Below are 24,791 nucleotides of genomic sequence, written 5' to 3'. Positions count from 1 at the left end.
GGCGGTGGTGGCGGCTGTCGTAGGCAAGTTGCAGGGGGAAGGGCAGGACATCGCCCTGATGCAATGCGCGATCGACGAACTGGCCAGCCTGCCGGCGCTGTTTTCGCTGCTGCGCGGCACGACGCGGCCGTTCGTCCTGTTCCTGGACGACCTTGGCTTTGACGAACAGGGCACGGGCGACGCTCGTGCGTTACGGTCGTTGTTGCAGGGGGGAACGGCGGCGCGGCCCGCCAATGTCCGCCTCTATGTGACGTCGAACCGTCGCCATATCGTGCCGCGCCACATGTCGGAGCAGGATGATCCCGTCAATCCGCGCGACGTGGTGGACGACAAGATGGCTCTGTCGGACCGTTTCGGCCTCAGCCTTGGCTTCCATGCGATCGACCAGGATGCCTATGTCGCGATCGTCGGCGGCTATGCGGCGAAGCTGGGCCTTGCATTTGATCGACTGGAGGCGATCCAGTGGGCGACCCAGCGCGGCAGCCGGTCGGGTCGGGTCGCCTGGCAATATGTGGTCGAGCTGGCGGGACGAAACGGGTTGGCGCTCTGACAGCCCCGTTTCGCGGGGCCTTTAGTTCGCCTTGGTTACGCGCCACACGATGCCACCGACATCGTCGCTGACCAGCAGTGCGCCCTTCGCATCAGCCGTCACGTCGACCGGCCGTCCATGGGCGGCGCCGGCCTTGTCCAGAAAGCCCGTCAGCACATCAATTGGCTTGGCCTTACCTGCTTCGCCATCATCGAACCCCACGAACACCACCTTGTAGCCCGCTGCCGGCTTGCGGTTCCAACTGCCATGCAGGCCAACGAACGCGCCGTCGCTATAGCGCGATCCCAGTTGCACCTGATCGGCGAAGGTCAGGCCCAAAGGCGCCACATGGTTGCCCAGCGCATAATCGGGGCGCTTGGTATATTCGCGGATTTCGGGGCGTTGCGGCTGGACGCGGCGATCCTCATAACCGCCCCAATAATTCCAGGGCCAGCCATAGAAGGCGCCGAATTCGACCCGGGTCAGATAGTCGGGCACCAGATCGGCGCCCAGCATGTCGCGTTCGTTGACGACGCCCCACAATGCGCCGCTTTTCGGTTCAAACGCCAGCCCCACCGGGTTGCGCAGGCCGGAGGCGAAGATGCGCTTATAGCCGTTCTTGGGATTGACCTCGATCACGGCGGCGCGGTTACGCTCCGATTCCAGGCCATTTTCGCCGATATTGCTGTTCGATCCCACACCGACATAGAGCAACCCCTCCGGGGAGGCGGCCAGGCTTCTTGTCCAGTGCATATTGGGCGCCTGTGCAGGCAGGTCGATGATCTTGCGACCCGGCGCAGTGATCTTCGTCTCGCCATCCTTGTAGGGAAAGGCCATCAGCGCGTCGGTATTGGCGACATAGAGCGTGTCGCCGATCAACGCCATGCCATAGGGTGAGTGGAGCCCGGTCAGGAACGCGGTCTTGGTTTCGGCATGGCCGTCACCATCGACGTCACGCAGCAAGGTGATGCGGTTTGCAGAAGGAACGCCCGCGCCCGCCTTGGCCATCAGATAGTTCATGACGCGCTGGACGATGCCGTCCTTGGGGCGGGGCGGGCTGTTGGTTTCCGCCACCAATATGTCGCCATTGGGCAGGCGCAGCAGCGAACGCGGATGCGCCAGCCCCTCGGCGAAGCGATTCACCGTCAGGCCCTGTGCCGCCACAGGTTTTTCGCCAGCCTTCCATGACTTTACCTCGGCGATATTGACCGTCGGCAGCATTTCGCTGCGCGGGCTGGTAAAGACCGGCTCGCGGCCTGTGTCGGCGCCGGCCGGCAGGCGGGCGGTATCGCCCTGGGCAAGGTAGAGGAAGGCGCCGCCCGCCAGGGCAAGGGCGACCAGGGGCAGGACGATGACATGCTTGTTCATGCGCCCACATCTATGCGGCGTCGCGCCGCCGGGCAAGGCGGTTGGCGAGCCGTTGCAGGCTTATTTGCCTCGTTCGCGCAGATAGAGGAGCAGCGCGATCAGGATGCCAAGCGCCAGGCCCGCGAGCAGGCCGATGCTGGGTTGCCCAAATATCCCGCCGCCGATTGCGCCCAGGATGATCAGCAACGCGATGATGGCGCCTGCACCGGTCGGATTTTGCCTGCCTTTACTCATGAACCTGTCCTTGCCATGCCCTGGCGCCGAGCGCCAGACGCTTGCAGGCCCGCCCTGTTTTGGGACGCATCGTCCCGAAATGGGACGATTGTCCCGCTATAGGACTTGCCTAACCGGTCGTTCACCTTGCTGTGCGGCCCGTCTGGCTGAAGCCGCGAACTGGCATGATCATTGAAGCCATATTGATCAAGAACAAGGGTCGCCGACGTCGGGGGTTATGATGCAGTTGCCATATCTTGCGGATCGCAGGAGCTATGAGGATGCGGCCGAATTGATCAGCCTGTTCGGCGACAATGCCGGCTATGAAGCGGCAGCGCGCGCCGACCAAAGTCTCGACCGGGGCAATCATATCCATTTCTGCCACTGGCGACAGATTGAGCGGCTGATCGTGCTGCTGACTTATGATCAGCCGCTGGGCACGGTTCACTAAAAGCTAGAGTCGCAGGCCTGCGGTTTCCGGCAGTCCGGCCAGTATGTTGAGATTCTGGACCGCCGCCCCGGCAGCGCCCTTGCCCAGATTATCCAGCGCGGCAACCAGCCGCGCCTGGCCGCCGTCGGCATTGCCGAACAGGAACAGGGAGAGGCGGTCGGTTGCGCCCACCTGTTCCAGCGGCAACTGCGTGATTGTCGCGCATTCTTCAAGCGAGGCGACGCTGACGATGGGCGAGCCTTCATAAGCGCTGGCCAGCGCTGCATGGACATCGGCGAACGATGGCGCGCCGGGCATGGCGCGCAGTTGCATCGGCACCTCGACAATCATGCCGCGATAGGCGTTCGCCACCGCCGGCGCGAATAGCGGCGGATGGGTGAGGCCCGAATAGCGGGTCATTTCGGGGACATGTTTGTGCGCGAGGCTCAGGCCATAGGGACGGAAAGCGCTCGGCGCGCTGCCTTCGCCCTCATATTCGGCGATCATCGCCTTGCCGCCGCCCGAATAGCCCGAGGCGCCCGACACCGTCACCGGCCAGTCGGCGGGCAACAGCCCCGCCAGCACCAACGGCCGCACCAGTGCAAGGAAACCGGTCGGCCAGCAACCCGGATTTGCGACGAAGCGGCTGTTGGCCAGGGCTTCGCGATGTCCAGGTTCCAGTTCCGGAAAGCCATAGGTCCAGCCGTCGGCGACACGATGCGCCGTGGAAGCGTCGATCACCCTCGTCCAGTCATTGTCGATCAGCGATACCGCTTCGCGCGCCGCGTCGTCGGGCAGGCACAGGATGACGATGTCGGCGGCATTGAGCGCGTCGCGCCGCGCGCCGGCATCCTTGCGATCCTTCTCGTCCAGCGCGATCAGCGAAAGTTCGGGGCGCCCGGCCAACCGGTCGCCGATTTCGATGCCGGTCGTGCCATGGCCGCCGTCGATGAAAATCCGGGTGCTCATGCGCCGATCCTCCGCCGCGCGATGATGGGATTGGGATGATCGACCGCCAGGCGCGCCACCACGTCGGCCAAGGGTTCCTTGACCACCGCCATCCAGTGCGCATTGGCGTGCAGCAATGTCTTGCCGTCGGCCATGATGCCGACATGGCCGGTAAAGAAGATGAGGTCGCCCCGGCGCAACCGCGCCTCACTGTCGATCGGTGTGCCGATGCCTTCGCATTGCAGATCGGTGTCGCGCGGAACGGCGATGCCGCCCTGGCCCAGCGCTACCTGCACCAGGCCGGAACAGTCGATGCCGCGGTAGCCACGCCCGCCCCAGACATAGGGCTGCCCCAGATGGCGTTCGGCCACCGCCACCCAGTCCGGTTCGCGCTCTGCCATTGACGCGGCATGACGCTGGTGGATGAAGCCTTCGGCGCAGGCCAGGAAATCACCTTGCGTCTCGCCTGTAAAGAGCGCGCCCTGCGGCCAGTAGTCGGCGATCGGCGATTTGATGTCGGTCGCGCTGAACAGGGGAGCGGTCCGGGCCGTGACGCGATGGGTTGGCTGTTCCTCGACATCCAGCGCGTCGCGCCGAATATAGCCGACATAGCCGTCATGGCCGCAAAAGCCCCAGGCCCAGTCTGTCGTCACGTCAAGAGCATGGAAGCGCTCGCCCCGCAGCAATTCGCTGACCGCTTCGGCCATGGGCGACGCGGCGGACAGGATCGGCGCGCCGGCCGCGACACAGGTCAGCGGAACGGCGCGCGCATAATGGGCCGAAAAAAGCGTGCCCGCCAACGCCAAGTCGGCCAGGTCGCCGCGCGCCGCATGGACACGGCGGTCAAGCGCGACCGAACGGCCAAGCAGGTTGAACCGGGTTCTTTCAGGCGGTGCGTTCCGTTGCAGGGTATTCAATCCTTCCATCGCGCGCGGTTCCTGCGATGAAATGGTGAAACGCGTCAAGAAATTCCGCCCCTTTTGGCGTCCGGGTGATAAAAATATTGCGGCGGTCCGCCACATCGCGCTCGCGGCGCAGATAGCCGAGCGCCGAAAGCTTGTTCAGCGCGCGGGTGATGACCGGTTTCGACACATGCAACGCTTCGGCGAGGCCCCGCACGGTATGCGGTCCGGCGCTGATGTAGACGGTCATCATCAGCGCCATCTGGCGATTGGTGAGATCGGGTTTGCCCGAACGCACATAGTCCACCAACGTCGCCATCCACTGGCGCAGCGAGGGGAGGCCCGGACGGTCGATCTCGGCGGATGATTCTTTGGCGGCGTGGGCGTTCATGTCGGCTCAACGCGCGATGGCCAATCCGGTTGCGTAACGGATAAGGCTTTGTAACGCGGCTATCCTGTCTTGCCGTATCGCCGTTGCAACAATTGGAACATCGCGCGCATCCCCAACGCTTCGCCGCCCTTGGGTCGGCCAGGCTTGGTCGAAGGGCGCCAGGCGAACGTGTCGAGGTGAATCCAGGGGCAGTCCTCCGGCGCAAAGCGCTTGAGAAACAGGGCGGCGGTGATCGCGCCGGCAAAGCCGCCTTCGCCAGCATTGTTGATGTCCGCGACATCCGATTTCAGCATATCGGCATAGGCATCCCACAGCGGCAACCGCCAGACGGGATCGTCGGTGTCGATACCCGCTGCAATCGCGTCGGCGGCTAGTGCCTCGTCGTTGCAGAACAGCGCCGGCAAATCCGGTCCGACGGCGACTCGGGCCGCGCCGGTCAGCGTCGCAAAGTCGATCACCAGTTCGGGTCGCTCCTCGCCCGCGCGGGTGAGAGCGTCGCCCAGCACCAGCCGGCCCTCCGCATCGGTGTTGCCGATCTCCACCGTCACCCCCTTGCGGCTGCGCAGGACGTCGCCGGGACGAAAGGCGTTGCCGCCAATCGCATTTTCGGCCGCTGCAATCAGCAGGTGCAGTCGCACCGGCAGGCGCGCCGCCATGACAAGTTGGGCAAGACCCAGCGTATGGGCCGCGCCGCCCAGCGGGTGCAGTCGCCCCGGCAGGCGCGCCGCCATGACAAGTTGGGCAAGACCCAGCGTATGGGCCGCGCCGCCCATATCCTTCTTCATCAGGCGCATACCTGCGGACGGCTTTATGTCCAGCCCGCCGCTATCGAAGCAGATGCCCTTGCCCACCAGCGCGACGCGCGGATGAGCGGGGTCGCCCCATTTTAGCTCGATCAGGCGGGGCGCGAAGCTTTTGTCGGCGGCCTTGCCGACCGCATGGATCATGGGGAAGCCCTGCTCCAGCGCATCGCCGCGGGTCGTGGTGACGACCGCGCCGGAGGATTGCGCGACCTTTTCAACGGCCGCTTCCATATCGGGTGGCCCCATGTCGGCGGCCGGCGTGTTCACCATGTCCCGCACCAGCGCCGTGGCGCGCGCCAGTTGCACCGTCGGTTCGATCTGCGCGACTCCGCCGGTCAGCAGGACGCGCGCGCCGGTCGGTTCATCGTCCTGCCGATAGCGGTCGAAGCGATGGTGCGCCAGGAGCCAGCCGAGCGCGGCGGCGCCGGGCGAACCTCCGGTCAGCCGATAATGACCTTCCGGCAGGGTCTCTGCCAACCGGGCCAGGCACCAGGAACCCAGTGTCTCCGCGTCGGCGACACCTGCGACAACCGACCAGTCATCGGCCTGATCGCCCGGAAGGATCGCCTGCTCGCCTGGTTTTGCCCTGAATTTCTGCGCCGCCAGGATGGCGCGCGTACGGGCAGGCTGGTGCGCCAGCCAGGCTTCATATCCGCTGACATCGACGAGTTGGATCGGACGGGCGGGTTGCTGGTTATCTGTTTTGAGCAGGTCGGAAAATTCGATCATGCCGCCGGTGTAGGGGAAAGCCCCGGACCAGGGGAAGAGGCAATTTCCCGTCGCTCGGGCGGCACGGTCGGCCCTTTCTTCCTTTGCCTCGCGAAAGCGATGAGCCTAAAGTCTCAGGCAGAAGAAACAAGGAGATGGACGATGATATATGGAGATGATCGCAGCCTTCAGGCGGCGCGCGCCCGCGCCTATGCGCTGGCTGAAAGCGGACGTTTCGACAATGGCAATGCGGTGCAGCAGGCGCTGATCGCCGAGGGCTGGTCCAATGCTGGCCGCGCGCTCGAAAGCGACTATGCGCGCAAGGCGATTGGCGAGCGCTGCCGCGCGGCGCGCGCGCATTGATGCGGGGCGGGGGGCTGATCGCGACGAGCGCGCTGCTGCTTGCGGCCTGTTCACCGTCGCAGGAACAGGGTGCGGGCAACAGCGCCGCTAATGAAGCGGCGTCTCGCTTTGTCGACCGCATGGCCGGCACGCCGCCGCCTTCATCCCCCGCCAAGCCGTTCGAGGAAACGGACAAGGGCGAATTTCTCGAATTTTCCTACGCCTATCCGGCGCAGGCGGCGGCAATTCCCGCATTGGTGCAGAAATTCGAAAAAGACATGAAATCGTCCAGGACCGGCGCGCTCGCAATGGCCAAGGAGGACAGCGCGTCGGCAAAACGCGCGGGCTATCCATTTCGGCCGCATAGTCTGGAGACGAAATGGGAAGTCGCGGCCGACACGCCCCGTTTCCTGTCGCTGCAATCGCAAACCTATGTCTATACCGGCGGCGCCCATGGCATGACCGGCTATGACGTCGTCCTGTGGGACAAGGCGCGTAAACGCGAAACGAGCGTCAAGGCGTTGATGACGACGCCCGCCGCCTTCGCCGCGGCGATCGGCGAGCGCTTTTGCGCTGAACTGGACAAGCAGCGTGCGGAAAAACGGGGCGAGCCCGTCGTGCGCGGAGATGATGACTTCACCAAATGCATCGATCCGATGGAGCAATTGCTGGTGCCGACATCAAAGAATGGCAAGCTGATCGACACCATGACGGTGGTGATCGGCCCCTACAGCGCCGGCCCCTATGCGGAGGGAAGCTATGAAGTCGCATTGCCGGTGGACGCGGCCATGCGCGAAGCGGTCAAGACAGAATATCAGGACGCTTTTGTGAAGCCGTGACTCCCTGTAGCGACAGCCTGCCGCTATCGTTCGTCATCCAGCTTTGACGCGGATGACGAACGATGGCCTGGTCATGCAGGCACGCCGTAGAGATCATGCTCGTCGGCATCTTCGATCAGTACGTCGAACATATCGCCCGCCTTCCGTCCCGCGCCGACGTCGCGCAGGAACACATTGCCGTCAATTTCCGGTGCATCCGCCTGGCTGCGCGCGGTTGCGCCGATGCTGCCATCTTCCTCGTCCGGCTCGCCCACTTCGTCGAGGATGACCGGCAGGACGCGGCCGACCTTTGCGGCGAGCTTGGCGGCGCTGATCGCGGCGGTCTTTTCCATGATGCGCTGGTAGCGTTCTTCCTTGACCTCCTCGGGCACTGCACCCGGCAGGTCGTTCGCTGCTGCGCCTTCGACTGGTTCGAAACGGAAAGCGCCGACGCGGTCGAGTTGCGCTTCGTCCAGCCAGTCGAGCAGATATCGGAAATCCGCCTCGGTTTCGCCGGGGAAACCGACGACGAAGCTGGAGCGAATGGCGATGTCGGGGCAGATGTCGCGCCACTTGCGGATGCGGTCCAGCACCTTCGCTTCGTTCGCCGGGCGCTTCATCGCCTTGAGCACCGACGGCGCGGCATGTTGGAAGGGAATGTCGAGATAGGGCGTCAACAGCCCTTGCGCCATCAGCGGGATGACGTGATCGACATGCGGATAGGGATAGACATAGTGCAGCCGCACCCATGGCGCGCGCCCTTCGGCCGTGCGCAACTGCCCCAATTCGCGGGCAAGGTCGGTCATGTGCGCCCGGACTTCCTGCCCCTTCCACATGCGCGGTTCATGCCGGGTGTCCACGCCATAGGCCGACGTGTCCTGGCTGATGACCAGCAGTTCCTTCGTCCCTGCGGAAACCAGCTTTTCCGCCTCGCGCAGCACCGCGTCGATCCGGCGGCTGACCAGGTCGCCCCGGATGGAGGGAATGATGCAGAAGGAGCAACGATGATTGCAGCCCTCGCTGATCTTCAGATAGCTATAATGGCGCGGGGTGAGTTTCAGCCCGCCTTCGGGCACCAGGTCCACAAAGGCGTTGGGCACGGGCGGCGAAGCGTCATGCACCGCATTGACCACCTGCTCATATTGATGCGCGCCGGTGACGGCCAGCACCTGCGGAAATTTCGCCCGGATGAGGTCCGCCTCATTGCCCATGCAACCTGTCACGATGACGCGGCCATTTTCCGCGATCGCCTCGCCAATGGCTTCCAGCGATTCTTCCTTGGCCGAATCGAGAAAACCACAGGTATTGACCAGCACGACGTCGGCGCCGGCATAGTCGGCGGACATCTGATAGCCGTCGGAGCGCAGCTTCGTAAGGATGCGTTCGCTGTCCACAAGAGCCTTGGGACAGCCGAGCGACACCATGCCGACTTTCGGCGGTTCGGGGATTTTGGTTGCCATGATCCGCGCGCACATAGGGATTTTTGCGCCCAATGTCACGGGGAACGAATCAGATGGGTGGCAAAGCGTTCCCATATCCGTCGCCTTCGGCGATTTCGATGATCATGTCGCCGGTCTGAAGCCGCCTCGCATCCTCCTCCCAAAAGCCGATCGGCCGGTCGTTGCGATAGATGCGGACGCCCAGTCCCGTGCGGATAGCGGAGAGGGGCGCGCCAATCTCCTCCGGCAAAACGGCGCGCTCGTTCAGCTTGACCCGTCCGCCCGACGCGGCGAGGTCCGCCATATAATCGGCGATATGCTGGCCGCCGGTGCTGCCCGCCAGCAGCAGCCCGGCAAAGCTCACAGGATTGATCACGGTGGTCGCTCCCGCCTGCCGCGCGGGCAGTTCATTATCCTCATTCCGCACCACGATGCTGATCGGCAGGCGCGGGGCCAGGTGCCGGGCGGTCAGGGTGATGAGGATGGATGTGTCGTCGCGGCCGGCAGACACGATCATGCTGCGCGCGCGGTGGATCGCCACGTCTTTCAACGTCCGGTCGCGGGTCGAATCGCCGCACAATATGTTGCACCCCTGCGCCTCCGCCAGTTCCAGCGCTTTCTCGCTGCCGTCGATGACGACGATCTCGCGCGCGTCGGTGCCGCGGGCGAGCAGTTCATGCACTGCCTCCTGCCCGCTGGTGCCAAAGCCCGTGACGATGATGTGATTGTGTAGATCGGCCTGGATGCGTGCCATGCGCCACCTATAGAGGATGTTGCGGAGGAAGAGATTATAGGCGGTGCCAAGGAAGATCAGCCAGACGAACAGGCGGATCGGCGTCACGAACAACGCTTCGAACAGCCGCGCTTCGGGCGTGACCGGCACGATGTCGCCATAGCCTACCGTGGTTACGGTGACGGTGGTGAAATAGAGGACATCGATAAAGCTGATCTGGTCGTCGACATTGTCCTTCAACCCGTCGCGCCCGATCCAGTGGAGCAACAGCACCAGCGCGATCAGGCTGAAGAGCAGCAGCACCCGCCAGGCCAGGTCCATCCACATCGGCAAGGAGGATCGCCGCCGCAGGAAACCGGCGGGCGTGGGGTTGGGGCGGGCTTTGTCGATCCTCATGCCGGTGGCAACCGGTCGACCGGGTTCACCGGCGCGCGGTCCTTGCGCAGTTCGAAATGCAATTTCGGCTTGCTGGCATAGCCGGTGTCGCCGGTCAGGCCGATCACCTGTCCCTTCGCGATCTTCTGGCCGCGCACCACATCGACCCGGCTGGCATGGCCATAGGCGCTGACCCAGCCGCTGCCATGGTTGATCAGCACCAGCCCGCCGAAGACCGCGACCTGATCGCCGGCATAGGCGACGACGCCATCGGCGGCCGCGTGGATCGGCGTGCCGACGGGCGCGGCAATATCAATGCCATTATTCTTCGATCCGCTTTGACCCGGACCGAAGCGGGAGAGGATGGTCCCCTTGACCGGCCAGGCGAAGCTGCCGCCGAAGGTTCCGGGCTGGACGATGGGCTTGTTGGCGGGCAGCGGCGTCGGCCGGGTGGATGCGATCGCCACCGGCGCATTTTCGCGCGTGGCTGGCTGGCCGCCGGTCAGCACATCGTCAATGTCGATGCGAAAGGCCGCCGCGCGCCGCTCCAGCGATGGCGCGATGACCGGCGTGTCACCGGGCAGCAGCAGGCGCTGGCCACGCCGCAGCATATAGGGCTCCTCCAGGCCGTTCGTATCGACAATCTGTCGCCAGGGAACGCCATAGGCCGCCGCAATGGCAATGCCCGTCTCTCCTTCGGCGACCAGATGATAGCGGCCGCCGGGGATGCTGAGCGTCTGGCCGACCCGCAGCATATAGGGCGGGGACAGTCCGTTGACGCGCGCGATCATCTCCGATCCCGCGCCGGTGCGGTTGCCGATGCCGCGCAGTGTGTCGCCCGGTTGGACGACATAGGTGGATGAAGGCACCGTCCGTGCATTCGCCACCACCTGCTGCGCGGTCCACACCGGCTCGGGTTCGGCGAGCTTTACCGTCGTGGCATCGGCATCCATGCGCGGCGGTGGTGTCGGACCGGGCGCGGGATATCGCTCGGCCTGCTGCGGAATGCAGCCGGCGAGCATCAGGGGGCCGAGCAGATAGGAAACAAGGCGAAACGAGCGTGGCATTGCTCGCTGTGTATCGCATCGCGCCCGCCTTGCCAGCCCTTAACCATGGCTGTCCGTCCAGAAGTCGGCCCCGCATCCCGATTTCAGCATCTCCAACGGAGCGGCTTTCGTCTATTGATCGGCGAAGAGGGCCGTAGTCGATGCCATCGCGCTGTCCTGCGTCAGGTCATAATGAAGCGGGGTCACCGTCACATAGCCGTCTGCGATGGCGGCCAGGTCCGTTCCTTCGGGCACCGATTGACTCGTGCCCAGACCGAACCAGAAATAGCGAAAGCCGCGCGGATCGGTGCCTTCGATGATGTCGGTGCGATCGACATCGTGAAATCCCTGCCGCACCACCTTGATGCCCTTGACCGCTACGGGGTCTATCGCCGGAAAGTTGATGTTGAACAACATGCGCGGGCTGGCCGGCATGGCGATCAACGGGCGCAGAACCCTCTCGCCCCAGGCGGTCGCGGTCGCGAAGGGGACGGCATCGCCCATGCCCGACCGCGGATAGACCTGGCTGAGCGCGATCGACTTGATGCCCGAAATCGCCCCTTCCATCGCGGCCGACACTGTCCCGGAATAGGTCACGTCTTCGGCCAGGTTGGCGCCGCTATTGACCCCCGAGAGGATGAGGTCGGGTTTGCAGTCCTTCATCAGATGCCCGACGGCCATCATCACCGCATCGGTCGGCGTGCCGGTGACGCTGTAATGCCGCTCGCCATGCTCGCGGACGCGAAGGGGGCGGGTGAGCGTCAGGCTGTGGCCGGCGCCCGATTGCTCCTCGCTGGGCGCCACGATCCAGATGTCGTCGGAAAAGCGGCGGGCGATCTCCTCCAGCACTTTAAGGCCGGGGGCATGAACGCCATCATCATTGGTGAGCAGGATGCGCAACAGTCTCAACCTCCGTTTATTTAGGCTCCAGTTTCGTCACGCCGCCCATATAAGGCGTGAGAACGTCCGGTATGATGACGCTGCCATCGGCCTGCTGATAATTTTCCAGCACCGCGACCAAAGTCCGGCCCACGGCCAGGCCCGATCCGTTCAGCGTGTGCAGGAACATCGTCTGCTTGGCGCCTTCCGGCTTGGTGCGTGCATTCATCCGCCGCGCCTGAAAGTCGCCGCAGTTGGAAACCGAACTGATCTCGCGATAGCTTTGCTGGCTTGGCAGCCATACTTCCAGATCATAGGTCTTGCGCGCGCCAAAGCCCATGTCGCCCGTGCATAGCAGCATCTTGCGATAGGGGAGGTTCAGCGCCTGGAGAATGCCCTCGGCTGCGGCCACCATGCGCTCATGCTCTGCCTCCGACTCCTCGGGCTTGCAGATGGCGACCAGCTCGACCTTCTCGAACTGGTGCTGGCGGATGAAGCCGCGCGTGTCGCGCCCGGCGGACCCGGCTTCGGATCGGAAACAGGGCGTCAGCGCAGTCAGGCGCAGCGGCAGGCTGTCCTCCGGCACGATCTGTTCGCGCACCAGATTGGTCAGCGAAACCTCGGCGGTCGGGATCAACCAGCGGCCATCGGTGGTCCTGAACAGATCCTCCGCGAATTTCGGGAGCTGCCCCGTGCCGAACAGCGCTTCGTCCCGGACCAATAGCGGCGGATTGGTTTCCTCATAGCCGTTGGTCGCCGTCTGCGTATCCAGCATATATTGCGCCAGCGCGCGATGCAGCCGGGCCATCTGCCCGCGCAAGGCAGTGAAACGCGCGCCGGAGAGCGCCGCGCCGCCTTCGAAATCCAGGCCCAGCGCCGGGCCGAAATCGGCATGGTCCTGCGGTGCGAAGTCGAATTGGCGGGGCGTGCCCCACCGGCTCAGTTCCACATTGTCGGCTTCGTCCGCGCCCGCGGGAACCTCGTCGGCCGGCAGGTTGGGGATCGCGGCCAGCATTGCGGTCAGCGCCTCGCCAATCTCACGCTCTTCCGCTTCCAGCGCGGGCATCCGCTCCTTGAGCGTCGCGACCTCCGCCTTCAGCGCATCGGCCTTATCCATGTCCTTGGCCGCCATCGCCTGGCCGATCGCCTTGCTCGCTTCGTTGCGGCGGGCCTGGGCTTGCTGCCACTCGGTCTTGATCGCACGGCTTTTCTCATCGATCGCCACGATGTCGGCGGACAGCGGAGCCAGGCCCCGGCGGGCGAGAGCGGCATCGAAAGCGGCAGGGTTTTCACGGATAGAGCGTATGTCGTGCATGGGGTAGCCCTATGCCGTCGCGCGACCGGCCGCGCAACCCTGCGCGCCGTCATCCGTTGGTCGTGTGTCATCGAAAAACAAAGGAGACAGGCGATGCAGATCGATCATGGTGCGATGGTCCTGGTGGCGGATGGGCGCAAGCTGCTCTTCTTCCGCAACAAGGGTGACGCCGCCTATCCGAACCTGGAGGCGGAGACGGTCAGGGAGCAGGACAACCCCGCGGATCGCGACCAGGCCTCCGATGCGCCGGGGCGGGCCTTAAACTCGGTCGGCAGCCATCGCAGCGCCATGGAGGAGGTCGACTTTCATGAGCTGGAAGAAGCGCGTTTCGCAGCGGAGGCGGCCGAGCTGCTCAAGCATCGCACCATGGCGCATGATTATGACAAGTTGATCATCGTCGCGCCGCCGACGGCGCTGGGCGAGATGCGTAAGCATCTGCACAAGGAGGTGCAGGACCGGCTGGTGGGCGAGATCGCGAAAGACCTGACCAATCATCCCGTGCCGGAAATCGAGAAGCTGATCGCCGCAAGCTGAACGGCGGACGCAAAAAAGGGCGGCCCCCCGGAACCGCCCCCCTTGGCCCCTCGCGTGGAGGAAATCAGCCCGCTGCCGCTGCCTGCGCCTTGCGATCGGCAAAGCGGCGGCGGGCGATCAGCGCCACGGCAGCCGCGCCGAACAGAAGGACCATCGGCGGGGCGGGAACGTCCGTTCCGCCCGTGCTGCTCGATCCGCCACTCGAACTGCTCGACGAAGAACTGCTCGAGGAGGAACTGCTGGAGGAAGAAGAACTGCCTGTGCTCCCGAAGCTCGACGATCCGCCCGAGGAAGAGCTGCCCGACGACGAGCTGGAGGAAGAGGACGAACTGCTGCCCGACGACCCGCCGGTCGAACCGGGATGATCCGGCTTGCCGGGCTTTCCGCCGCTCGATCCGCCCGAACTGCTCGAGGACGAACTGGAGGACGAGGACGACGAACTGGAACTGGAGGAGGACGAACTGCTGCTGACGCCCGACGAGGTCGACACGCCCCCTGTTGATGTCGAGACGCCGCCAGTTGATGTGGATACGCCGCCCGTCGATGTCGATACGCCGCCCGTGGTGGAACTGGTCGAGCTGCTGATGCCGCCGGTCGAACTGCTGGTGGAGGAGATGACGACCGAACCGCCGCCGCTTCCGCCGCCGCCAAAGAACCCGCCGATAAAGCCGCCGCCGCCAAAACCGCCGCCGCCGCCCATCACGATCGGAACCGCGCCACCGCCGCCCGACATCATCGGCATTTCGGCAGGGGGCATCGGCGCGGGCAAGGGGATGGGCGCCGATTGGCTGGTCACCGTCACCGTCTGCGGCGCGCAGGCCGTCACCGTCTTTACGACCTTGCGCTTGACCGTGCGGACAGCGTAGCGCTTCTTAGGCGCCGCCTTGGCGCTCTTGTTGCTATGAACCACTGCCGGCCGCGCGCTCTCGGCGACATGGACGGCGCCGCCGCCAATGATCGCTCCGCCGCAAGTGCAGGCGCAAAGTTTAGCCAGGGCCATCCGAACCGACATAGGAATCCACTCTTGTATTGTTACCCCTGTCCCTGCACCGAACAGGCGGGAACTGTCTATGTGTAAGAAGGCAGAAGAAAAGGTTAACTGCAACGTCGTTAACCCTCAATTACGCGCGCAAGTCGAGAGAAATCCGGCGCTTTGCTCAGGAAATATGGTTAACGTCCCACTATGAAACGATCCTGCCGGTGGCTGTGAACAAGTTTAGGCGGCGGCGGCGAACGGATGCCGGCGAACCGGTGCTGTGGAGTCGCGGCTCTACGGGCGCGGCTGCGCTGGTCGCAATCGGACGAAAAGAGGCCGCAACCCATTGAATGCCCGCTTGTGTCGCCCCGCGCCCATGGCTATGAGGCGCCCTCAATGAAAAGTCATGGGCGCCCCGGAACTTCAAGCGCCGGGGCCAACGAGTCGGAGAGCCAGATGGCATCGGTGCTGAATTCCGATAAAGACGGCGTCAAGCCGCCCAAATCGTCCGTAACGCTACCCGCAGACTATCGCCCGTCGCCCGACGAGGAATTCATGAATCCGCTGCAACTGGAATATTTCCGGCAGCGCCTGTGGGATTGGAAAAAGCAGATCCTGGCGGAGGCGGAAGGCACATTGGCCGTGCTCCAGAACGAGCCGCTTCGCGAACCCGATCTCAATGATCGTGCGTCCAGCGAAACCGACTGGTCGATCGAACTGCGCACCCGTGACCGGCAACGCAAACTCATTTCCAAGATCGACGCGGCGCTGCGTCGGATCGACGATGGCGAATATGGCTATTGCGAAGTGACGGGCGAGCCGATCTCACTCGGTCGCCTGGAAGCGCGTCCGATCGCGACGATGACGGTCGAAGCACAGGAACGGCACGAGCGGCAGGAAAAAATCTCTCGCGACGATTAACCCTTTTTCCATCCGCCGCCGCTAGCCTGCTTCGCGACACGAGGATCTAGCTTGCGGGTTTGGAATGGACGAAGACGAGGGCATTTCCGATCGGGGACCGGCGCGGTCATCGCCCCGTGACAGCCTGTTCCTGCTGACCAGCCTGCGCACGCCTCAGGGTGAGTCGATGGGTCGGGCGCGTATCCGCAACCTATCCGCCTCCGGTTTGATGGCGGATTGCGAGCGCCCTGTTCCGGTCGGCTTGCGCATCGAATTGGAATTGCGCGGCATCGGTAAGGTAAGCGGCGTGGTCGCCTGGTCTCGCGAAAGCAAGATTGGCCTCGCTTTCGACGAACCGATTGATCCGCAACTTGCACGTAGGCCGGTGTCCTCCGGCGCGACGCAGCAGATGCCCGACTTTCTCCGTATGCATCAGCCGCCTGGGCGGCGTCGCTGAACCATTGCCAATGCCGGTCATCCAGGGACTGCCCTTTATCTCAAGGGCCGGTTCTGAGACGTTCTGATTGGGAGTGGCAACGACGGGCATGGACCGGCGATCAAGCCCCGGTCCATGCCCTGTCTGGATGATGGAATGACCCTTAATGCTGGGCCGTCATCTCTTCCTTCAACCGCAATTTCTGCTTTTTGAGCGATGCCACAAGGATGGCGTCCGGCATGGGGCGACTCGATTCGGCCTTGATCCGTGCCTCGAGTCCCGCGTGCTTGGCTGAAAGAGCTGAAATGTGGCTATTTTCCATAACATTCTCCTTACGAGGGTGATGGATCTGTAAGTAAATCATGATTTGGCGCGGCTGTCTCGCGATGATTGAGGCTTTGCGGCGGACCGCTGGCAAATTTACGGTGGCCCGCATTCGGCTCTGCCGCTATCAGTCGGACTTCGTTGTGCTGGGGGTGCGAGCAGGGGCATGAGCCGGGAAGACATCATGCGCCGTCTGGAGCTGTTGCGGGTCGAGCATCGCGATCTCGACAGTGCGATCGCTGCGCTGGTCGATGCGGGCAGCAGCGACCAGATGCAGATCGCGCGGCTCAAGAAGCGCAAGCTGCGACTGCGGGACGAAATCAGCGCGCTGGAAGATCAACTGGTGCCAGACATCATCGCCTGATCGGCCGTGAAAAATCTGGTTGGCGGCGTGTTAACCGGCCCCGAATGGGACAATGGCTCGGCACAGCGATGGTCAACCCCCCTGACAAATTTGCAATTCTGTGTCAGTCAGCACCCATGCACCATGCTGCCTCCCTTGATCGCGGCCTTCATCGGCGTCTTGTCGATGGCCTCTATCTTGAAGCCATGATGATGGCTGACGAGGCACGCGCCTATTTTGACGGCGACGTGCTGGGGGACGAGGATGCGAGCGATCCGCTGCGGCGGGTCGCCTTTGCGTGCGAATCGCTCAAGGTGACGACGCGCCTGATGCACATCATCGCCTGGCTGCTCAGTCAGCGCGCATGGCAACGGGGCGAAATTAACGACGCTGAACTGGCGGACGAAAAATATCGGCTGGGGCGCGCCAGCCTTACCAATCCCCAACTGTCCGTCACTTTCCCGTTCGAGGCGCGCGCGCTTATCGAGGGCAGCCAGGATCTTTATGATCGTGTCGCCCGCCTGGAAGAACGGCTGGACCGCATGGGCAGCGGAATGGGCGAGGGCAATGCCGGCCCGGCCAGGGCGCTGCTCGATCGGCTGAACACCGCTTTCTGACCGCTGACCGACATTCACCGGCTTTGCTGCATCTTCGGCACTGGCATTGCCGCCCGAACTTGGTCTAGACCGGCGCCATGACCCATGGTTTGCGGACCCGCTGCCGCACTTCAGGCCGACCGCACGCCCGGCTTCGCCTTGCGCCGCTGCTGCTGCTTGCGCCGTTCACGGCACAGGCGCAGGAGTCGCAGCCGCTTGATTCCAGCGCGTCGGACGTAATGCCCGGCGTGGACGCGCCGCTCGAAGCGATGCCTGATATCGGCGTGGACTGGCCCGACATGGCGCAGCCAGACAGCGTCACGCCACTGCCCGTCGCCGCCGATGAGCAGCAGGCGGCCACAACGGACACAATCGACCCGGCCGCCGCCGAGCCGGTCGATACGATCCCGGCCTTTGCCGATGCGGGGGAAGAGCGTCGCTACACCGTCCTGCTCTCGGGCGTGGAGGGAATCGCCGATTCGACCTTTACACAGCGGTTCGACGACCTGTCGGTGCTGCGACAGGGGCAGGACAAGCCCGCCAACCTCGCCCAGATCAACCGACGCATAAAGGAAGACAGCGACCTGCTCGACCGGCTCCTGCGCGCCAAGGGCTATTATGCTGCGCGCGTGCGCGGAATGGTCGCCGCTCCGCCGCAGGGCAGCGACCGGCTGGCAGTTACCTTCGCGGTCACTCCGGGCACACGCTACCTCTTGTCGTCGGTGGATGTCACCGGGTTGGCGGAAACAGGTGAGCGGGAGGCGCGGTTGCGGGCGGCTTTCCCTCCCAAAGTCGATGATCCGGTCGATGCCGATGCGATCCTTGCCGGACGGGACAATCTGTCGACCGCCTTGGCCGAAAATGGCTTCCCCTTCGCCACGGTGGATGAGCCGGCGGTGCGGATCGACCATGAAGAGCGCAAGGGCGATCTCGACCTCATCGTAACGCCCGGCGGTTTCCGTCGCTTCGGCGCGATCCGGATGGCGGATGACCGACTCTTCAGCGCGCGTCATGTGCAGGAGATTGCCCGTTTCGACCCGAACGACATTTACATGGCGTCGGACGTGGAGGATTTGCGGCGCGCCATCGTGGCGACCGGCCTGGTCTCATCAGTGTCGCTGACGCCCAAGGATGCCGGCGACGGCGAGCATGTCGATCTCGACATAAACGCCCGTCCCGCGCCGCTGCGCACCATCGCGGGCGAATTGGGTTATGGCACGGGCGAGGGCTATCGCGCGGAAGTCAGCTGGCAGCACCGCAATTTCTTCCCGCCCGAAGGCGCCGTCACGCTGCGCGGCGTCGTCGGCACGCAGGAACAGACCGCATCCTTCACCTATCGCCGCAATAATTTCCATCGCCGCGACAATGTGCTGACCGGCCTGGTGTCGATCAGCAATATCCGGCGAGACGCCTATGATGCGCGCACCATTACCCTGGCGGGCGCCTTGGAGCGTCAGACGAATATCCTGTTTCAGAAAAATTGGGTCTGGCGAGTTGGCGGCGAACTGATCGCTTCTGACGAAGCGGATGCCTTTTCCGGCGGCGCGCGCCGCACCTTCCTGATCGGCGCGGTGCCGCTCAGCCTGACCTATGACGGCAGCGACGACCTGCTCAATCCCTCCAAGGGTTTTCGTCTCGGCGGCCGGATCAGCCCGGAACTCTCCTTCCAGAACAAGACATTCGGCTATGCCAAGGTGCAGGTCGACGGCAGTGTCTACCAGCCGGTGGGCGAGCGGGTGGTGGTTGCGGCGCGGGCGCGCTTCGGCACCATCCTGGGATCGAGCGTCGACCAGATTGCGCCGTCGCGCCGTTTCTATGCCGGCGGCGGCGCATCGGTGCGCGGCTATGGCTATCAGGCGATCGGTCCGCGTTATGGTGAGGATGACGATCCGGTGGGCGGCAAGAGCCTGGCTGAATTCTCGCTCGAAAGCCGCATCCGTTTCGGCAATTTCGGGGTCGTGCCCTTCGTCGACGCCGGCAATATCTCGACCAGCTTCCTGCCGCGTTTTCGCGACTTGCGCATCGGGGCGGGGTTGGGCCTGCGTTACTACAGCAATTTCGGACCGATCCGTGTCGATGTCGGCACGCCACTCAATCCCCAGCCGGGCGATCCCAAGGTCGCCGTCTATGTTTCGCTGGGACAGGCCTTCTGATGGCGGAGGATACACTGCCTGCCGTGGTCGTGCCGCCGGCGCGCGAAATCCCCCGCCGTGCCTGGGATGGACGCTGGCAGCGCTGGGTCGCCGGCATCCTGGCCGCCGCGCTGTTGATCGTGGTCGGCGCGCTCGTCTGGCTCGATACCGACGGCGGCCATCGTTTCCTGGCCAGCCGGATCGCGGCGATCAAATCCGCTTCGGGCCTGCGCATCCATGTGGGGGCGATTGATGGCAGCATCTATCGCAAGGCGGTGTTGCGCGACCTTACCCTCTCCGATCCGAAGGGCGCCTTTCTGGACGCGCCAAGGGTGGAGCTGGACTGGTGGCCCTTCGCCTGGCTGTCCAACCGCCTCGACATCGACCGATTGTCGATTCCGCAAGCAACCTTGCACAAATTGCCCAAGCTCAACCCGACTGAGCGGCGCGGGCCGATCCTGCCCGGCTTCGACATCCGGCTGATGCAGTTTTCGGTCGGGCGGCTGGCGATCGCACCGGGGGTCACCGGCCGCGCGCAGACTGCGACCGTGGCGGGCGACGCGGATATTCGCGGGGGCCGGGCGATTATAGACCTGTCCGCCCGCACGCTCGACGGTAGTGATGCCCTGACCGTCGTGCTGGACAGTCGCCCGGACGACGACCGTTTCAAGCTGGACGTGACCGTCAACGCGCCGAAAAAGGGCGTGCTGGCGGCGATGGCCGGCCTGAAGCAGGACATGAATCTGCGCGTCGGGGGCAAGGGAAGCTGGAGCCGTTGGGACGGGCGCCTGGACGCGACGCTGGATGGCGCGTCGGCGGCGGATTTCGTGCTGGCGGCGCGCAGCGGCGCCTATTCGGCGCGCGGCACGATCGAGGGGCCAGCCATCGCCGGGGCCGGCCTGGTGCGGCGCATGGCCGATCCGCGCCTGTCGGTGCGCGCCAATGGGACCATGGTCGACCGCGTGATCGACGGCGAATTGACGCTGCGTTCGGCCGCGTTCGACTTGGCGGCGGACGGCGCGATCGACCTGCGCAACAACGCGCTCGACAATATGCTGCTGAACCTGACGCTGGCGCGTCCGCAGGCGCTGGTGCGCACCATGCGCGGCCGCGACGTCCAGGCGAAGGTGCGGCTTGATGGACCTTTTGCCACGCTGGGCTATGATTATCTGCTGACAGCGCGCCAACTCGCCTTCGACAAGACCCAGATCAGCGATGTCCGGGCGGAGGGCAAGGGGCGGCGCGCCGGCAACGGGCCGTTGCTCATTCCCCTGAAGCTACGCGCACGCCGATTGGACGGGCAGGGCGACCTGGTCGAGGGCATCCTGCGCAATTTCGCGCTGGATGGCGTGCTCCAGCTCAAGGGGCAGCAGATTGTCAGCACCCCCATGCAGGTGCGATCGGACAAGATGTGCGGCAAACTGCTCATGCTGATTGATTTGGCGACGGGACGCTATGATTTCGGCCTGGACGGACAGATTAGCAATTTGCTGGTGAACGGGCTGGGCGTGGTCGATCTGACGTCCAAATTGCGCGCCGCGCCGCGCAATGATGGCAGCTTCGGACTGAGCGGCGCCGCGCTCGCGCAGATAAGGCGACTGGACAACAGCTTTTTCCGATCGCTCGGCGGGGGGCTGCCGACGTTGCGCAGCGGTCTTGAACTGCGGCCGGACGGGCAACTGGCCTTCAACAATCTGACGATTAATGCGCCGCTGCTGACGCTTGCGGCCAATGGTGTGCGGCACCGGGATGGTAGTTTGCGGTTCGAAGGCAGCGGCCGGCATGACCGCTATGGCCCGCTGCAACTGACGCTGGACGGGCGGATCGAGCGGCCGACGATCGACCTGCTGCTCCAGCGACCGATGGATGCGCTGGGCCTGCGCGACGTGAAGGCGCGGCTGGTGCCCGACGCCAATGGCTATAGCTATACGGCCGAAGGCGGTTCGACCCTCGGCCCCTTTACCGGCCGGGGTGTCATCCTGCTGCCGCAGGGCGGACAGGCGGTCGTGCGTGTCGCCAACCTCGCCGTGTCGGGCGTCACCGCCAGCGGCGACATCCGTCCTCTGCCCGCGGGGCTGGACGGACAGCTTGGCGTGACCGGCCCGGTCACAGGCTATGTCGGATTCGCGCCGGTAAACGATGTTCAGCAGATACAGCTCAAACTTGTCGCCAATGACGCGAGTTTCGACGGCCCGACCGTGATCGCGGTGCGACGGGGCACATTGGACGCGACCATCCTGCTCGACCCGTCCGGCACCAGCGTCACCGCGACGGCACAGGCGCGCGGGCTGCGCGTAGGTGGCGCGTTGCTGGGCCGCTTTGCCGCCAATGCCGAACTGGTCGACGGCAAGGGCAAGGTCCGTGGCAGCCTGTCGGGGCAACGTGGCCGCCTGTTCGACCTTCAGGGCGAAGCGCAGGTGGAGCCGGACCGTATCCGCCTGTCGGCCAGCGGCACCATCGACAAGCGGTCGATCCGCCTCACCCGTGCGGCGCTGCTGACGCGAACCGACGATGGCTGGCGTCTCGCGCCCGCGACCCTCAATTATGCAGGCGGATCGCTGCAACTGGAGGGCGAACTGGGCAGCGAGTCCACGCACATCGAGGCGCGGATGCAGAAGCTGCCGCTTTCGCTGCTGGACATCGCCTATGACAATCTGGGCCTGGGCGGCATGGCGACCGGATCGTTAAGCTATGCCCAGCCACGCGGCGGCCTGCCCACCGGCAAGGCGGAAATGCGCATTCGCGGCCTGTCGCGTTCGGGCCTGTCGCTGAGTTCAAGGCCGGTCGATGTCGGCATCAATGCCGCCCTCACGCCTGATCGGCTTGCCACGCGCATGGTCTTCATCGCTGACGGCCAGACCATAGGACGCGCCCAGGCGCTGCTGACGCCGTTGGGCCAGGGGAGCGGACTGGTGGAGCGCCTCAACGCCGCGCCGCTCTTCGCCCAGCTTCGCTATGGCGGCACCGCCGACACGCTCTGGCGCCTGACCGGCGTGGAAATCGTCGATATTGGCGGGCCGGTCAGCGTTTCGGCCGATATGCGCGGCACGTTGGGCAATCCGCTCATCAGCGGCCGGTTCGCGACCGACAATGCCACGATCAACAGCCCGGTCACGGGGATGCGCCTGCGCAATGTGAAGGCGCAGGGGCGTTTTTCGGGTGCGCAACTCGTCATATCGAGCTTTGGCGCAACAGCGCAAAATGGCGGGTCGGTAACGGGAACCGGCCGCTTCACCTTCAACGGTATCGCCGGCGTGGGGATGGATTTGTCGCTTCAGGCCGACGATGCCGCCTTGCTGGAGCGCGACGACATCGCCGCCACCGTGACCGGCCCCCTCACGCTGCAGTCCGATGGCGCGGGCGGCACGATCGGCGGCGACCTGGTCCTCAACAAGAGCCGTTTCACCATGGGGCGCGCCGCCGCCGTGGCGCAGATTCCCGAACTGCGCGTGGTCGAGGTGAACCGCCGCGGGGATGAATTTGAGCGGCCACGCGCCAACGTGCCCTGGGCATTGGCGGTTCGTGCGCGCGCGCGTAACCGGCTGATGGTCACGGGCCTTGGCCTTGACAGCGAATGGCGCGCGAATTTGGACATTGGCGGCACGGTCACCAGCCCGACGATTGCGGGACGGGCCGAACTGGTGCGTGGCGGTTATGAATTTGCCGGGCGTCGGTTCGACCTGCGCGAAGGTCATATTCAATTCGACGGCAAGACGCCGGTCAATCCCACGCTCGACATCGACGCCGAAGCCGATGTCAGCGATCTCAGCGCGACCATCCATGTCGGCGGCACTGGTCTCAAGCCCGACATCAGCTTCACCAGCGTCCCCGCGCTGCCTCAGGACGAACTGCTTTCGCGCGTTCTGTTCGGCACCTCCATCACCAACCTGTCCGCGCCCGAAGCGCTCCAGCTCGCGTCGGCGATCGGCTCGCTACAGGGCGGGGGCGGCCTGGATCCGATCAATGCGGTGCGCAAGGCTGCGGGGCTGGACCGGCTGCGCATCATCGCCGCCGATCCGACCCAGGGACAGGGCACCTCGATTGCGGCGGGCAAATATCTGACGCGCAAGACCTATGTCGAGCTCATCACCGACGGGCAGGGCTATTCCGCCACCCGCATCGAATATCAGGTGACGCGTTGGCTGTCGCTGCTGGGCGCCATTTCCACGCTCGGCCGCCAGAGCGCCAACGTTCGCGTTTCGAAGGATTATTGATCGTGACCAAAAGCTGCATCGACGCCGGCACGGCGATCAGCGTGATGGATCTGTTCACCATCGGCATCGGGCCTTCCAGTTCGCACACCGTCGGCCCGATGCGCGCCGCGCTGATGTTCATGGACTGTCTGCCCGCCCATCCGTTGCGCGTTCAGTGCGAATTATTCGGTTCGCTGGCGCTCACCGGTCGCGGCCACGCCACCGACAATGCCATCCTGCTGGGCCTTTCTGGATACCGACCCGAAGATGTGGAACCGGACCGCATTTCCGACATCCTTGCCGCCATTCGCACCGACGGCCGAATTCGCGCCGGCAGCGCGACGGATCAGTGGGTGCCCTTCGACGAAGCGCACGACCTGCTGTTCCGCATGGGTGAATTTCTGGAGGCGCACAGCAATGCCATGCGTTTTTCGGCCTCGATCGACGGCCGGAAAGAACCCTTCGTGCGCGACTATTATTCCATCGGCGGCGGCGCAGTGTTGCCCGGCTCGGTGCCCGTCAGCGACGACACGCCGCTTGGCCATAATGTCGTACAGCCCTATCCCTTTTCCTCCGGCGCGGAGATGCTGGCGCAGGGGGAGGCGAACGGCCTGTCCATAGCGACCCTAGTGCTGCGCAATGAAGGCGCATGGCGCGCGCAGGATGAAACAGAGGCGTTTCTCGACGGTGTCATCGACGCCATGTCCGCCTCGATCGACCGGGGATTGGCGCAGGAGGGGCTGCTGCCCGGCGGCCTCAAGGTGCGTCGTCGCGCTCGCGCCATCCACCAACGGCTGCGGCTCCAGCAGGACGCGCTTGGCCCGGCGCAGATTTTCGAATGGGTCAGCCTGTTCGCGCTGGCGGTGAATGAGGAAAATGCGGCGGGCGGGCGCGTCGTCACCGCGCCGACCAATGGTGCGGCGGGGGTGATCCCGGCTGTGCTGCACTATTATCGTCGCTTCGTGCCGGGCGCGGATCGGGACGGCGAGCGACGCTTTCTGTTGACCGCCGCGGCCATCGGCTTTCTCTACAAGAAACGCGCCTCCATCTCCGCCGCCGAAATGGGTTGCCAGGGGGAAGTCGGCGTCGCCTGCTCGATGGCGGCGGCGGGGCTTGCC

The 24,791-nt window shown here is 64.6% G+C and carries 26 protein-coding genes; 14 read left to right on the top strand and 12 right to left on the bottom strand.

All coding sequences use genetic code 11. The annotated features are described in order from the left end of the window. A partial coding sequence (locus C100_RS43960; protein WP_024021529.1) for a DUF815 domain-containing protein occupies positions 1–550 on the top strand: 550 nt, incomplete at its 5' end. A 21-nt stretch (positions 551–571) separates the two neighbouring features. Here the strand turns inward: C100_RS43960 and C100_RS43955 are convergent. After that, positions 572–1,897: a PQQ-dependent sugar dehydrogenase gene (locus tag C100_RS43955; RefSeq protein WP_024021528.1), complete on the bottom strand. Its 1,326-nt coding sequence runs from the start codon at positions 1,895–1,897 to the stop codon at positions 572–574. A gap of 60 nt (positions 1,898–1,957) precedes the next feature. After that, positions 1,958–2,131 carry a hypothetical protein gene (locus C100_RS48900; RefSeq protein WP_024021527.1) on the bottom strand — a complete coding sequence of 58 codons (174 nt, stop codon included), beginning with the start codon at positions 2,129–2,131 and terminating at the stop codon, positions 1,958–1,960. Positions 2,132–2,351: 220 nt separating this feature from the next. Here C100_RS48900 and C100_RS43950 point away from each other — a divergent pair, with 220 nt between their 5' ends. Further along, on the top strand, positions 2,352–2,561 hold the full coding sequence (locus C100_RS43950) for a hypothetical protein (protein ID WP_031310173.1): 210 nt from the start codon (positions 2,352–2,354) through the stop codon (positions 2,559–2,561). Between the two features lie 3 nt (positions 2,562–2,564). On the opposite strand, the gene argC is transcribed toward C100_RS43950, so the two are convergent. The 4 genes from argC to C100_RS43930 are packed head-to-tail and all read right to left on the bottom strand — an operon-like array spanning position 2,565 to position 6,313. Next, on the bottom strand, positions 2,565–3,509 hold the full coding sequence (argC, locus tag C100_RS43945; RefSeq protein WP_024021525.1) for an N-acetyl-gamma-glutamyl-phosphate reductase: 945 nt from the start codon (positions 3,507–3,509) through the stop codon (positions 2,565–2,567). Beyond that, the gene (locus C100_RS43940; RefSeq protein ID WP_024021524.1) at positions 3,506–4,414 is read right to left on the bottom strand and encodes a C40 family peptidase; all 909 of its coding nucleotides are present in this window, start codon (positions 4,412–4,414) and stop codon (positions 3,506–3,508) included. Before C100_RS43940 ends, argC begins: the two co-directional genes overlap by 4 nt. Beyond that, on the bottom strand, positions 4,374–4,781 hold the full coding sequence (locus tag C100_RS43935; RefSeq protein ID WP_024021523.1) for a MarR family transcriptional regulator: 408 nt from the start codon (positions 4,779–4,781) through the stop codon (positions 4,374–4,376). Before C100_RS43935 ends, C100_RS43940 begins: the two co-directional genes overlap by 41 nt. 59 nt (positions 4,782–4,840) lie before the next feature. Continuing rightward, complete coding sequence (locus C100_RS43930; protein ID WP_024021522.1) at positions 4,841–6,313, bottom strand: leucyl aminopeptidase family protein; 1,473 nt, start codon at positions 6,311–6,313, stop codon at positions 4,841–4,843. Positions 6,314–6,454: 141 nt separating this feature from the next. Between C100_RS43930 and C100_RS43925 the strand changes: the two genes are divergently transcribed. Both C100_RS43925 and C100_RS43920 read left to right on the top strand, forming a co-directional pair. Next, a complete protein-coding gene (locus C100_RS43925) occupies positions 6,455–6,655 on the top strand; it encodes a hypothetical protein (protein WP_024021521.1) in 201 nt (66 codons plus the stop codon). Beyond that, entirely contained in the window at positions 6,655–7,473 is an 819-nt protein-coding gene (locus C100_RS43920) for a DUF4163 domain-containing protein (protein ID WP_024021520.1), read from the top strand. Before C100_RS43925 ends, C100_RS43920 begins: the two co-directional genes overlap by 1 nt. Before the next feature lie 71 nt (positions 7,474–7,544). Here the strand turns inward: C100_RS43920 and rimO are convergent, their stop codons facing one another. From rimO to serS, 5 genes are all read right to left on the bottom strand, one after another. Continuing rightward, positions 7,545–8,927: a 30S ribosomal protein S12 methylthiotransferase RimO gene (gene rimO, locus C100_RS43915; protein WP_024021519.1), complete on the bottom strand. Its 1,383-nt coding sequence runs from the start codon at positions 8,925–8,927 to the stop codon at positions 7,545–7,547. 34 nt (positions 8,928–8,961) lie between these two features. Next, entirely contained in the window at positions 8,962–10,020 is a 1,059-nt protein-coding gene (locus tag C100_RS43910; protein WP_024021518.1) for a potassium channel family protein, read from the bottom strand. Continuing rightward, positions 10,017–11,066: a M23 family metallopeptidase gene (locus C100_RS43905; RefSeq protein WP_024021517.1), complete on the bottom strand. Its 1,050-nt coding sequence runs from the start codon at positions 11,064–11,066 to the stop codon at positions 10,017–10,019. Before C100_RS43905 ends, C100_RS43910 begins: the two co-directional genes overlap by 4 nt. A gap of 111 nt (positions 11,067–11,177) precedes the next feature. Further along, positions 11,178–11,945, bottom strand: a complete 768-nt coding sequence (surE, locus tag C100_RS43900) for a 5'/3'-nucleotidase SurE (protein WP_024021516.1) — start codon at positions 11,943–11,945, stop codon at positions 11,178–11,180. A 16-nt stretch (positions 11,946–11,961) separates the two neighbouring features. Next, on the bottom strand, positions 11,962–13,239 hold the full coding sequence (gene serS, locus C100_RS43895) for a serine--tRNA ligase (protein WP_024021515.1): 1,278 nt from the start codon (positions 13,237–13,239) through the stop codon (positions 11,962–11,964). Positions 13,240–13,332: 93 nt separating this feature from the next. Between serS and C100_RS43890 the strand changes: the two genes are divergently transcribed. The 5 genes from C100_RS43890 to C100_RS43875 all read left to right on the top strand — a co-directional run bounded on the left by C100_RS43890 (position 13,333) and on the right by C100_RS43875 (position 16,106). Continuing rightward, positions 13,333–13,773: a host attachment family protein gene (locus C100_RS43890; protein WP_024021514.1), complete on the top strand. Its 441-nt coding sequence runs from the start codon at positions 13,333–13,335 to the stop codon at positions 13,771–13,773. 89 nt (positions 13,774–13,862) lie between these two features. Further along, complete coding sequence (locus tag C100_RS43885) at positions 13,863–14,138, top strand: hypothetical protein (protein WP_200866591.1); 276 nt, start codon at positions 13,863–13,865, stop codon at positions 14,136–14,138. 6 nt (positions 14,139–14,144) lie between these two features. Beyond that, a complete protein-coding gene (locus C100_RS0125345; RefSeq protein WP_031310170.1) occupies positions 14,145–14,639 on the top strand; it encodes a hypothetical protein in 495 nt (164 codons plus the stop codon). 566 nt (positions 14,640–15,205) lie between these two features. Further along, positions 15,206–15,670: an RNA polymerase-binding protein DksA gene (dksA, locus tag C100_RS43880; RefSeq protein ID WP_024021512.1), complete on the top strand. Its 465-nt coding sequence runs from the start codon at positions 15,206–15,208 to the stop codon at positions 15,668–15,670. Between the two features lie 64 nt (positions 15,671–15,734). Further along, positions 15,735–16,106, top strand: coding sequence for a PilZ domain-containing protein (locus C100_RS43875; RefSeq protein ID WP_024021511.1), 372 nt, complete (start codon positions 15,735–15,737; stop codon positions 16,104–16,106). A gap of 142 nt (positions 16,107–16,248) precedes the next feature. Here C100_RS43875 and C100_RS48055 read toward each other — a convergent pair whose 3' ends face one another. Further along, positions 16,249–16,407, bottom strand: coding sequence for a YdcH family protein (locus C100_RS48055; RefSeq protein WP_084625505.1), 159 nt, complete (start codon positions 16,405–16,407; stop codon positions 16,249–16,251). Positions 16,408–16,575: 168 nt separating this feature from the next. On the opposite strand from C100_RS48055, the gene C100_RS0125335 reads away from it, so the two are divergent. The 5 genes from C100_RS0125335 to C100_RS43850 form a co-directional block, all read left to right on the top strand. Further along, on the top strand, positions 16,576–16,773 hold the full coding sequence (locus C100_RS0125335) for a YdcH family protein (protein ID WP_031310169.1): 198 nt from the start codon (positions 16,576–16,578) through the stop codon (positions 16,771–16,773). A gap of 116 nt (positions 16,774–16,889) precedes the next feature. After that, positions 16,890–17,369 carry a DUF1465 family protein gene (locus C100_RS43865; RefSeq protein ID WP_024021509.1) on the top strand — a complete coding sequence of 160 codons (480 nt, stop codon included), beginning with the start codon at positions 16,890–16,892 and terminating at the stop codon, positions 17,367–17,369. 77 nt (positions 17,370–17,446) lie between these two features. Then, a complete protein-coding gene (locus C100_RS43860) occupies positions 17,447–19,501 on the top strand; it encodes an autotransporter assembly complex protein TamA (protein WP_024021508.1) in 2,055 nt (684 codons plus the stop codon). Next, the gene (locus C100_RS43855; RefSeq protein ID WP_024021507.1) at positions 19,501–23,694 is read left to right on the top strand and encodes a translocation/assembly module TamB domain-containing protein; all 4,194 of its coding nucleotides are present in this window, start codon (positions 19,501–19,503) and stop codon (positions 23,692–23,694) included. The genes C100_RS43860 and C100_RS43855 overlap by 1 nt, the downstream gene beginning before the upstream one ends. Before the next feature lie 2 nt (positions 23,695–23,696). Then, on the top strand, positions 23,697–24,791 hold a 1,095-nt coding region (locus C100_RS43850), incomplete at its 3' end, for an L-serine ammonia-lyase (RefSeq protein ID WP_031310166.1).

It is taken from the genome of Sphingobium sp. C100 (genome assembly GCF_000508185.1).
GTDB lineage: Bacteria > Pseudomonadota > Alphaproteobacteria > Sphingomonadales > Sphingomonadaceae > Sphingobium.
The sequence above is the reverse complement of the archived record's forward strand: the minus strand, read 5'-3'. Positions and strand labels throughout refer to the sequence as shown.